At 73.0% G+C, this 10,899-nt stretch carries 11 protein-coding genes; 10 read left to right on the top strand and 1 reads right to left on the bottom strand.

The window, feature by feature from the left end:
* On the top strand, positions 1-697 hold a 697-nt coding region (locus LLG88_01625; GenBank protein ID MCE5245607.1), incomplete at its 5' end, for an acetyl-CoA carboxylase carboxyl transferase subunit beta.
* Positions 698-802: 105 nt separating this feature from the next.
* Here the strand turns inward: LLG88_01625 and mazG are convergent.
* Positions 803-1,597 carry a nucleoside triphosphate pyrophosphohydrolase gene (gene mazG, locus LLG88_01620; protein ID MCE5245606.1) on the bottom strand — a complete coding sequence of 265 codons (795 nt, stop codon included), beginning with the start codon at positions 1,595-1,597 and terminating at the stop codon, positions 803-805.
* A gap of 115 nt (positions 1,598-1,712) precedes the next feature.
* On the opposite strand from mazG, the gene LLG88_01615 reads away from it, so the two are divergent.
* The 9 genes from LLG88_01615 to LLG88_01575 all read left to right on the top strand — a co-directional run.
* Positions 1,713-2,138, top strand: coding sequence for a DUF1844 domain-containing protein (locus tag LLG88_01615; protein MCE5245605.1), 426 nt, complete (start codon positions 1,713-1,715; stop codon positions 2,136-2,138).
* Positions 2,139-2,153: 15 nt separating this feature from the next.
* On the top strand, positions 2,154-4,046 hold the full coding sequence (locus tag LLG88_01610) for a tetratricopeptide repeat protein (GenBank protein ID MCE5245604.1): 1,893 nt from the start codon (positions 2,154-2,156) through the stop codon (positions 4,044-4,046).
* A gap of 2 nt (positions 4,047-4,048) precedes the next feature.
* Positions 4,049-5,347 carry a DUF4388 domain-containing protein gene (locus LLG88_01605; GenBank protein MCE5245603.1) on the top strand — a complete coding sequence of 433 codons (1,299 nt, stop codon included), beginning with the start codon at positions 4,049-4,051 and terminating at the stop codon, positions 5,345-5,347.
* A gap of 65 nt (positions 5,348-5,412) precedes the next feature.
* Positions 5,413-7,320, top strand: a complete 1,908-nt coding sequence (gene dnaK / locus LLG88_01600) for a molecular chaperone DnaK (protein MCE5245602.1) — start codon at positions 5,413-5,415, stop codon at positions 7,318-7,320.
* A 193-nt stretch (positions 7,321-7,513) separates the two neighbouring features.
* On the top strand, positions 7,514-7,969 hold the full coding sequence (locus tag LLG88_01595; protein MCE5245601.1) for an Hsp20/alpha crystallin family protein: 456 nt from the start codon (positions 7,514-7,516) through the stop codon (positions 7,967-7,969).
* 74 nt (positions 7,970-8,043) lie between these two features.
* Positions 8,044-8,922: an RNA polymerase sigma factor RpoD/SigA gene (locus tag LLG88_01590; GenBank protein MCE5245600.1), complete on the top strand. Its 879-nt coding sequence runs from the start codon at positions 8,044-8,046 to the stop codon at positions 8,920-8,922.
* Position 8,923: 1 nt separating this feature from the next.
* The gene (locus LLG88_01585; protein ID MCE5245599.1) at positions 8,924-9,667 is read left to right on the top strand and encodes an ATP-binding protein; all 744 of its coding nucleotides are present in this window, start codon (positions 8,924-8,926) and stop codon (positions 9,665-9,667) included.
* 10 nt (positions 9,668-9,677) lie between these two features.
* A complete protein-coding gene (locus LLG88_01580) occupies positions 9,678-10,469 on the top strand; it encodes an enoyl-CoA hydratase/isomerase family protein (GenBank protein ID MCE5245598.1) in 792 nt (263 codons plus the stop codon).
* Positions 10,466-10,899, top strand: a 434-nt coding sequence (locus LLG88_01575) for a hypothetical protein (GenBank protein ID MCE5245597.1), incomplete at its 3' end; no start/stop codon positions are given. The genes LLG88_01580 and LLG88_01575, both read left to right, overlap by 4 nt.

The following is a 10,899-nucleotide window of genomic DNA, read 5'->3' as shown; positions in this document are numbered from 1 at the left end:
CCGCCGCGAGGCCGACGACCCCGCCGTCGCGGCCGGCTTCGGCGTCTTCCGCTCGCGCCCCGTCGCGGTGATCGCGCTGCAGAAGGGGCGGAGCGTGCGCGAGAAGGTGCAGCGCAACTTCGGCCGGCCGCGCCCCGCGGGAGCGCGCAAGGCCCGCCGCGCGATCGAGTTGGCGGCCCGCGGCGGGCGGCCGGTCCTCGCCTTCGTGGACGCGGCCGGAGCGGCGGCCGACAGCGCGGCGGAGGGCGCCGAGGCGGCGGCCGCGCTGGGGGAGTTGCTCTTCGCCGCGGCGGTCGCGCCGACGCCGTTCGTCTCGGTCGTGACCGGGGAGAGCTCGGGGGCGTGGGCGACGCCGTGGCTCGTCGCCGACCGGGTCGCGATGCAGGCCTACGCGGTGATGGCGCCGGCCGTCGAGGAGCGCGCCGCCGAGGTGCTTTTCGGCTCGGCGCGGCGGCTCCCCTCGGCGGTCCGCGCGATGCGGCTGTCGGCGGAGGACGCGGCGCGGGCGGGCGTCGTGGACGTCGTCGTTCCGGAGCCGCCGGGCGCGGCGCACGCCGACCCCGCGGCCGCGGCCGCCCTTCTCGGCGACGTGCTCGAGCGCGAGCTCGACGCTCTCGAGGCGCGCGGCGCGGTCGATCCGGCTGCGCGGCGCGCCCGCCTCAACCGCATGGTCGGCGTCACGACGTCGTTCGCCTGACCGAAAGCCGGCGCGTCGCCGGAGCGGGCGTCCGCCGGCGCGGAATCAGCGCGCGGGCACGAGTTCGTCCTTCACGCGCGCTCCGCGCCCGCGAGACGGGCGCGGTCAGCGCGCCGGAACGAGTTCCTTGGCGCGCCGCCAGAGATCGTCGAGACCGCGCTCGTCGAAGTCCTCGAGCTTCGCGCCCCGCTCGGCGACGAGCCGCTCGACCTCGCGGAAACGGCGCTCGAACTTGCGGTTCGCCTGCTCGGCGCAGGCCTCGGGATCGAGCCCGAGCCGCCGCGCGAGGCTCGCCGCGGCGAAGAAGAGGTCGCCCAGCTCCTCGGCCGGCCCGGCGGCGCTGTTTGTCGCCATCGCCTGACGCAGCTCGGCCGTCTCCTCCTCGACCTTGTCCACGATCGCCTCGGGCGAGCTCCAGTCGAAGCCGGCGCGCGCGGCCTTGTCGGCGAAGAGACGCGCCTTGGCGAGGGCGGGGAGGTGGCGGGGGACGCCGTCGAGGCGGGAGGGGGTCGCGGCGCCGTTCGAGGCGGCGCGGCGCTCGCCTTCCTTGATCTTCTCCCAGCGCCGCCAGACCTCGGCCACGTTGTTGGCCTCGGCCGAGCCGAAGACGTGCGGGTGGCGCCGGACCAGCTTCTCGCAGATCCCGGCGGCGACGTCGTCGAGGTTGAACTGCCCGGCCTCCTTGGCCAGCTGGGAGAGGAAGACGACCTGCAGCAGGAGGTCGCCCAGCTCCTCGCGCAGCTTCCCCCAGTCCTTTTCGTCGATCGCCTCGACGACCTCGTAGGTCTCCTCGATCACGTACTTGCGGAGGGAGGCCACGGTCTGCTCGCGGTCCCACGGGCAGCCCTGCGGGCCGCGGAGCCGTTCCATGATTTCCGCCAAACGGTCGATCGACGTCATGCGCGTCCCTCTCGCGGGAATCGGCGTTCCGCACGCCGTCCCTGCCGCCGCCGCGGCCACCTGATGCTATCCTGCGCCGGACGTTTCTGCTCGAGATCGGACCGGGAGGAACGGGATGTCCGAAAACGAGGGCCGCCGCGGCGACGCCGACGGCGGGGACGAGATCAAGGTCGAGGACCGGCGGCGGATCGACCCGCGCACCGGCGACGCGCGCGGGGCGGACGAAGTCCCGCTTCCCGGCGGCGGCGTCCTCCGCGGGGCCGAGGACGAGGCGGCGGGGACGCCTCCCCCGGTCTTCGCCGAGTTGGTCAATCCATTCCTCTTGCTGGGGCTCGCGGGGCTCGGCGTTCTGCCGCACCCCGAGACGAACAAGCCCGAGGTGAACTTGGCCGTCGCCCAGCGGGCGATCGAATGCCTCGAACTCCTCGCCCGCAAGACCGAGGGCCGCCTCGAACCCGACGAGGACCGGCTTCTGCAGCAGGCGCTCTACGAGCTGAAGATGCAGTTCGTCGAAGCGCGCGAACGGCCGCGTCGCGGCTGACGCAGGAGGCGCCCGTTGGGCAGGTTGCGCTCGTCGATTTTCGCCGCGCTGGTTCTCCTGTCGCTCGCGCCCCCGGCGGCGCGGGCCGAGGAGCCGTCGCCCGCCGCCCCGGCCGCGCAGACCGCGCAGGCGGCGCCGGCCGCCGGGGTTTCGATCGTGGACGCCTGGCTCGACCAGGCGGCCCTCCGTTGGCGTAAGCACGAGGAACTGCTGGCCCGCGGCGACCGCGAAGGGGCGATGGCCGCGGCCGACGAGGCGGCGGTCTTCCTGCGCGACGAGGGGATCGGCCGCTGCCCGCCGCTCGCCGACGCCGCGCTGGCCGAGGCGCGCCGCGCCTCCGACCCGAAGGCCGCGATCGAGGCGGCGGTCCTGGCCCGCCGCTTCGATCCGGAGAACGGCGCCGCGTCGTGGCTCGAGGCGCGCAGCCGCTGGCGCGCCGGCGAGGGGATCGGCGCGTCGCTCGCGCCGGCCGTGCGCGCGGTCGGGATCCGCCTCACGTCGTTCTGGAACCTGCTGTCGATGGTCGTCGGCGGCGGGGGAATCTTGATCCTCTCCCTGCTCGCGGCCTTCTCCGCCGGCGCGTCGGCGATCTTCTTCGCCCACGCCGGTCGGGTCGCGCACGAGATCGAGGAACGCCTGCCGCTCGGCTGGCACGCCGCGTGGCGCCGTTCGGTCGGCTGGGCGATCGTCCTCGCCCCGGCCGCGATCCAGTGGCTCGGCGCCTTCGCGCTCGTGGCCTGGGCGGTGGTGATCGTCCCCGCCGCGACGCGCGCCGAACGGCGTCTGATCGCCTTCTTCCTGCTGATCGCCGCGCTCGTTCCCCCCGCGACCGGCGCGCTCTGGGCGCTCGGCCGCGCCCCGGGCGACCCCGCGTCGCGGGCCGCGATCGAGGCGGCGCAGCGCACCGCGCGTCCCGGCCTCGAGGCCGACCTCGCCGCGCTCGTCGCCGCCCAGCCGCGCGAACCGCTGTGGCGGCTGATGCAGGCCCGCTTCGTCGCCGCGCGCGCCCCCGAGGAGGGGATGTCGGCGCTGCGCGAGGCGATGGTCACCGCGCCGACCGAACCGCGCCTCCGCGTGGCGATGGGCAACGTCTTCTTCCGCTCGGGGAAGCGGGAGACGGCCGCGGTCTGGTACCGCCAGGCGCTCGACCTCGATCCGAAGAACGTCGTCGCCTTCTTCAACCTCTCCCGCGCCCGCGCCGCGGAGCTCGAGCTCAAGGACTCCGAGGACGCGCTGGCGCAGGCCCGCGCCGCCTCGGCCGACGAACTGCGCCGGGTCGAGCGGGAGACCCCGCCCGAAGGGGTCGCCGATCCGCTCGTCGATCCGCGCGAGGCCGCGCGGCGGCTCGCCGCGAACGAGGCGATCCCCGCGGCGAAGCGGGCGCTCTCGCCGGCCAACCCGGTCACCTTCGCCGCGGTCGGCGCGCTTCTCGCGGTGCTGCTGCTCGGCCTGCGGGGCGGCGTCGTCTCCGCGCAGACCTGCGTCCACTGCGGCCGCGCGTTCTGCCTGCGCTGCGCCGCCGACGAGCGGGGCGCGGAAGCCTGCACCCCCTGCCAGCAACTGTTCACGCGGCGGGAGGGGCTCTCGCCGCAGGCGCGGCAGCAGCAGGCGCGCCTCGTGGACCGCCACATCAAGCGTCTGGCGATCGGCCGCATCGTCGTCCAGGCCGTCTGGCCCGGCGTGGCGCTGATCCACGAAGGACGGATCGGGATCGGCCTGTTCGAGGCCTGGCTTTGGGCGCTCTGCCTCGCCGGCGCGCTGCTGCCGGCGCGGCTCGGGCCGCTCGACCCCGCGGCGCCGCTCTGGAAGCCCGGCCTCCTCTTCGCGGTCTTCGGCGCGATCCTGTGGATCCTCTTCCAGACGCCGCGCTGGCGCCCGACGGCGGCCGGCGGACGGGGAGGGAGGTAGCGATGGCCCTCACCGGCACGTTGGGCGACTTCTCGCTGACCGACGTCCTGCAGCTGATCGGCCTGCAGCGCAAGAGCGGCGTGCTGTACCTGCACCGCGGAGAGGAGCAGGTCTCGATCGGCTTCGACAGCGGCCGCGTCGTTTCGGCCGAGTCGAACCGCCGCCCGGCGGAACTCAAGGTCGGCCAGCTCCTCGTCCGCACGGGAAAGCTGACCGAGGAACGGCTGAACGAGGCGCTGCGCCGCCAGCAGGCGACGCTGCAGCGGCTGGGGCACGTCCTCGTCGAGAGCAACTGGGTCGACAAGGACACCGTGCGGCGCCAGCTGCTGCTGCAGATCACCGAGACGATCTACGACCTCTTCCGCTGGAAGGACGGCGAGTACGACTTCCGCCCCGAGGCGCGGGTGGAGTGGGACCGCGGCTACATCGATCCGATCCCGAGCGAGAACCTGCTGATGGAAGGGGCGCGGATGATCGACGAGTGGCCGCTCGTCGAGCGGGTGATCCCGAGCCGCGCCGTCGTCCTCGGACTCACCGCGCGCGGCGCCTCGATCCTCGCCACCGCCCCCGACGCGCAGGAGGCGCGCGGCTCGGTCTACGACCAGGACATCGACTTCGGCGTCATCCCGTCCGATCCGCTCGGCGAGCCGGGCGCGCCGCGCCGGCGCTTCACCGACCGCGAGCGGGCGGTGCTCCGCTGGGTGGACGGACGCCGGCCCGCGGGGGAGATCGCCGAGCTCTCCGGGCTCGGCACCTTCGAGGGGTTCCACCTGATGGCCGAACTGGTCGAGGCGGGGCTGCTCGAACTCGTGGAAACGGCGGAGGGCGGGGCGAAGCCGAAGACGGCGCTGTTGCTGCGGCTCGCCGCCCCGGCCAAGGCGCTCGCCGCGGCGGTGGCTGCCCTCGCCGTCGTCGGCTCGCTCGCCGCGGTGCAGGAGGCGGTTCGGGCGGTCGCGCCCGGGGCGCGCCCGATCCCCGCGGCGACGTTCATCGGTTCGGCCGACGCCCTGTCCGGCGTGGCCGGCCTGGAGCAGCTCCGCCGGGCCGTCAGCGGCGCGCGGATGGCCCGCCTCGAAGAAGCCCTGACCGCCCATCTCTTCTCGCAGGGGGCCTGGCCGCGGACGCTCGACGACCTCGTCGACCGCGGGTTCGTCGCCCGCGCCGACCTCGAAGACCCGTGGGGCGACCGCTACAGCTACCAGGCCGCGGCGGGAGGCTGGCGACTGGCGGAGGCGTCGGGGCACGGCCGGGCGCCGCTGGTCCGCGAACGGCCGGGGGCGTCCGCCCCCGCCGTCCCTTGACGGGAGAGGAACGGAATCTTACGAACCTCCCGCGGCGACCGGCCGCCTTGGGAGGAAACATCTAGATGGGCAAGATCATCGGCATCGACCTCGGGACCACGAACTCCGTGGTCGCCGTGATGGAAGGGGACAAGCCGACCGTCATCGCCAACGCGGAAGGCGGCCGCACGACCCCCTCCGTGATCGCGGTCACCGACAAGGGCGACCGGCTCGTCGGCCAGGTCGCGAAGCGTCAGGCGATCACCAACCCGCTCCGCACGGTCTACTCGATCAAGCGGTTCATGGGGCGGAAGTTCGGCGACGGGCGGAACGAGCTGTCGCGCATCCCGTATCAGGTCGTCGAGGCCCAGAACGGCGACGCGCGCGTCCAGATCGACGACAAGGTCTACTCGCCGCCCGAAATCTCGGCGATGATCCTGCAGAAGCTGAAGGCCGACGCCGAGGCGTATCTCGGCGAGAAGGTCGAGCAGGCCGTGATCACCGTGCCGGCCTACTTCAACGACGCGCAGCGCCAGGCGACGAAGGACGCCGGCCAGATCGCCGGCCTGAAGGTCGAGCGGCTGGTCCCGGAGCCGACGGCCGCCGCGCTGGCCTACGGCCTCGACAAGCAGAAGGACGAGAAGATCGCCGTCTTCGACTTCGGCGGCGGCACCTTCGACATCTCGATCCTCGAGGTCGGCGAAGGGGTGGTCGAGGTCAAGTCGACCAACGGCGACACCCACCTCGGCGGCGACGACATCGACCAGGCCGTGATGGACTGGATCATCGGCGAGTTCAAGCGCGAGCAGGGGATCGACCTCTCCGCCGACAAGATGGCCCTCCAGCGGCTCAAGGAAGCGGCGGAAAAGGCCAAGTGCGAGCTGTCGTCGGCGCTGGAGACGGAGATCAACCTGCCGTTCATCACCGCCGACGCCACCGGCCCGAAGCACCTCGTGATGAAGCTCTCGCGGAGCAAGTTCGAGCAGATCGCCGAGCCGATCGTCGGGCGGACCGCGGAGCCGTGCCGCCTCGCGCTGAAGGACGCCGGGCTGTCGCCGGCCGAGATCAACGAGGTCATCCTCGTCGGCGGCTCGACCCGCATCCCGATGGTGCAGACGCTCGTCAGCGAGCTGTTCAAGCGCGAGCCGCACAAGGGCGTGAACCCCGACGAAGTCGTCGCGGTCGGCGCCGCCGTGCAGGCGGGCGTCCTCTCCGGCGACGTGAAGGACCTGCTGCTCCTCGACGTCACGCCGCTGTCGCTGGGCATCGAGACCTTGGGCGGCGTGATGACGACGCTGATCCCGCGCAACACGACGATCCCGACGCGCAAGTCGGAGGTCTTCTCGACCGCCAGCGACAACCAGCCGGGGGTCGAGATCCACGTGCTGCAGGGCGAGCGCCCGATGGCCGCGGCCAACAAGACGATCGGCCGCTTCAACCTCGACGGCATCCCGCCGGCGCCCCGCGGCATCCCGCAGATCGAAGTGACCTTCGACATCGACACCAACGGGATCCTGCACGTCACGGCCAAGGACCGGGCGACGAACCGCGACCAGAAGATCACGATCACCGCCTCCTCGGGTCTCGACAAGAGCGAGATCGAGCAGATGGTCAACGAGGCCAAGAGCCACGAGGCCGAGGACCAGAGCAAGAAGGAGGCGATCGAGTCCCGCAACCGCCTCGACCAGCTGGTCTGGCAGACCGAGAAGACGATCGCCGACGCCGGCGCGAAGCTCTCCGCGGACGTGAAGGGCGAGCTGGAGGGGGCGATCGCCGCGGCCAAGGAAGCGATCGCGACCGACGACAAGGCGAAGATCGACGGCGCGGCCGACCGGCTGCTCAAGGCGAGCCACAAGGCCGCCGACCAGCTCTACAAGGCGGGCGCCGACACGGCGACGCCGCCGCCCCCGCCGGGCGCCGGCGCGGCCCCCGGCGGACGTCCCGAAGGGGACGTCGTGGACGCCGAGGTCGTGGACGACGGCAAGCAGCAGTAGCGGATTCGCGCGCGAAACGGGAAGAGGGAGCGGCCCTGCGCGGCCGCTCCCTTTTCGTCCGCGGGGCGGGGCGGCCGCGACGGGCCGGCCCGTCCAAAAGACGCGTCGCGCCGGGCGGCCCGCGGCCCGGTCCGCCGCCGTTCCGGGTTAACATGGCCCCGGCCGGAAGCCCGGCCTTCCGGGAGGGACGACGATGAAAGGGTGGGACCCGTTCCGGGATCTGCTGGCGATCCAGGACCGGATGAACAAGCTCTTCGAATCGGTCCTCACCGGCCCCGCGCCGCTCGCCGCGGAAGGGGAGACGGTCGGCGTCTTCGAGCCGCCGGCGGACGTCGTGGACGGCGCCGAGCGGTACGAGGTCTTCTGCGAGCTGCCGGGGCTCGACCGCGACGAAATCGACCTCCGCGTGGACGAGCAGACCCTGCTGATCCAGGGGACGCGCCGCCGCGACGCCGACGGGGAGGGGAACTACCTCCGCCTCGAGCGGCCGACCGGGCGTTTCCTGCGCCGCTTCGAACTCCCGGCGGGGCTGGACATCGACAACGTCGACGCCGCCCTCGAGGAGGGAATGCTCCACGTCAGCCTGCCGAAGCGGCCCGAGTCGCGCGCCCGCACGGTCCCCGTTTCCTCGGCGGGCGGCAATCATTGAGCCGCGCCCCGTATAATGTCCGTCCGGACGCCCGCGGACCCGCGGCCGGCCGGACGCGCGCGGGAGGGCGGTAGATGGCGGACGATTACGGCGACGACTTGGGCGCGTCGCGGCAGCGGGGCCAAGGCTCCCCCGAAGCGCTCAAGAAGTACCTCAAGGAGATCGCCAAGCTCCCCCGCGTCACCGTCGAGGAGGAGCGGGAGCTGGGGCGGCGGATCCACGAGGGGGACCAGCAGGCGCTGCAGCGGCTGGTCGAGGCGAATCTCCGCTTCGTCGTCTCGTTCGCCAAGCGGTACCGCGGCCTCGGGCTGTCGTTCCTCGACCTGATCAACGAAGGGAACGTCGGGCTGATCGAAGCCGCGAAGCGGTTCGACCCGGACAAGAACGTCAAGTTCATCACCTACGCCGTCTGGTGGATCCGCCAGGCGATCATCCACGCGCTCTCCGACCAGAGCGGGCCGTTCCGCCTGCCGCAGAAGCAGGCGAACCTGCTCTACCGGATCGGCAAGACGCAGGCGGCGCTGATGACCGAGCTCGAACGCCGCCCGTCGGTGGACGAAATCGCCGAGGCGATGGACGTGCCGGCCGACGACGTGACGACGCTGCTCCAGGTCTCCGACGAGAACCTCTCCCTCTCCGCGGTGATCGACGAGGAGCACGAGTTCCATCTCTCCGACAAGCTCGAGCAGGACGTCATTCCCGCGGCCGACGCCGTGCTGCTGCGCGGCGCCCTGCGCTCGCAGGTCCGGCGCGCGCTCGGCGAGCTGGACGAGAAGGAGCGGCGCGTCCTCTCGCTGCGCTTCGGCCTGACGGGGGAGGAGCCGAAGACGCTCAAGGAAATCGGCGAGGCGATGAACCTCTCCCGCGAGCGGATCCGCCAGATCGAGGCGCAGGCGCTCAAGAAGCTGAACCGCTCGTCCAAGTGCCAGCAACTGCGGAGCTACCTGAACTGACATGTCCGGAACGACCTCGATACCGCCGGGCGCGCCCGGCGCGCCGTGCCCCGTCTGCAAGGGGACCGGCTTCGTCCGCGAGGAGGCGAACGGCCGCAGCGCCGCGCGCCCCTGTCCCTGCCGTCTGGCCGAGCGTGCGCGGCTGCGGCTCGCGCAGTCGGGAATCCCGGCGCGCTACGAACACTGCACGTGGGAAGAATTCCAGGCGCTCAACGCTTCGCTGCGCGAGGCGCTGCGCCTCGCCCGGCAGACCGTGGACCAGTTCCCCGGCGGCGACCGCGGGCTGCTGCTCTGCGGGCCGTGCGGCGCGGGGAAGACCCACCTCGCCGTCGCCGCGCTGCGGCAGATGGTCCTCGAGCGGGGCGCGAAGGGGCTGTTCGCGGAGTTCACGCGCCTCCTGCGGAGCATCCAGGACGGCTTCGACCGCCGCAGCGAGACGCCGAGCTTCGCCGTGCTGCAGCCGGCGATCGACGCCGACGTCCTCGTGCTCGACGATCTCGGCTGCCAGCGGGCCACGCCGTGGGCGATGGAGACGCTGGGGCTGATCATCAACGAGCGCTACAACGGGCAGCGGCTGACGATCATCACCACGAACCGCGTCTTCGATCCCCCGCCGGGCGAAGAATCGCTCGCCGAGCGGATCGGCGAGCGGCTCGCCTCGCGGCTCGCCGAGATGTGCCTCACCGTGCGCGTGGACAGCGGGGACTTCCGGCGCAACGTCAAGGCCGCGCAGTTCCGAATCTAGAGGCGCCCCTATGTCCGCCGAACCGCTCGTCCTCCGCGCCGCGATCCGCTCCGCGCTCGTCCTGACGATCAACCGCCCGGACAAGCTCAACGCGCTCGACCGGGCGACGATCGCCGCGCTCGAGGACGAGCTCGCCGCCGCGGCCGACGATCCGGCGCCGCGCGCCGTCGTGCTGGCGGGCGCCGGCGGGAAGGCGTTCGCCGCCGGCGCGGACATCGCCGAGATGGCGCGTCTCGGACCGGCGGAGGCGGAAGCGTATTCGCGCGAAGGGCAGGGGCTGGCCGCGGCGATCGACGCGGTCGGCCGCCCGGTGATCGCCGCGGTGGACGGCTACGCCCTCGGCGGCGGCTGCGAGCTGGCGCTGATGTGCCACCTGCGCGTCGCCTCGGCCAAGGCGCGCTTCGGCCAGCCGGAGACGAAGCTCGGCCTGATTCCCGGCTTCGGCGGCACGCAGCGGCTCGCCCGCCTCGTCGGCGAAGGCCGGGCGCTGGAGATGCTGCTCGTCGGCGCGCCGATCGACGCGGCGCGCGCCCGCGAGATCGGCCTCGTGAACCGCGTCGTCGAAGGGAGCGCGCTCGACGGCGCGCTGGCGCTGGCTGACGAGATCGCGGCCGTCGGTCCCGAGGCGGCGCGCGTCTGTCTGCGCGCGGTGCGCGAGGGGCTGCAGCTCCCGCTCGGCGCGGGGCTCGACCTCGAGGCGCGTCTCTTCGGCCAGGCGTTCGCGGGGGACGAGATGCGCGAGGGTACGGCGGCCTTTCTCGAAAAGCGCCGGCCGCGCTTCGCGGGGACGCCGGCGCGATGATCCCGAAGCTCGGCAAAGGGGCTTGGATCGCCGCGGCGGCAGCCGTCGTCGTGGGCGGATTCGTGCTCTACGAGTCGTTCCGGCCGCGTCCCGCGCTCGTCGGCGGCGTGACGAGCCGTCCGCCCGAGTCGGTGGACGAGCTGGTCCGCCTCAGCAACGGCTTCACGTGGAGCGCGACGAAGGACGGCAAGAAGCTGTTCGACCTCGAGGCGCAGACCCTCGTCGGGCGGCAGGAGGGCGTGAGCCGCGTCCGCGACGTGCGCCGCCTGACGCTGTTCACGAAGGACGGGAAGCCGGTCGTCGTGCAGGCGAGCGGCGGCAGCTTCGAGCAGCGGGGCGGCGAGGAGAGCGACGTTTTGGCGTCGCTCGAAGGGGACGTCGCGGTCCGCGGGCCGGACGGCGTCGAGCTGCGCAGCGACAAGCTGACGTT

The organism is bacterium, assembly GCA_021372775.1.
In the GTDB taxonomy this organism is placed as follows: domain Bacteria; phylum Acidobacteriota; class Polarisedimenticolia; order J045; family J045; genus JAJFTU01.
The sequence above is the reverse complement of the archived record's forward strand: the minus strand, read 5'-3'. Positions and strand labels throughout refer to the sequence as shown.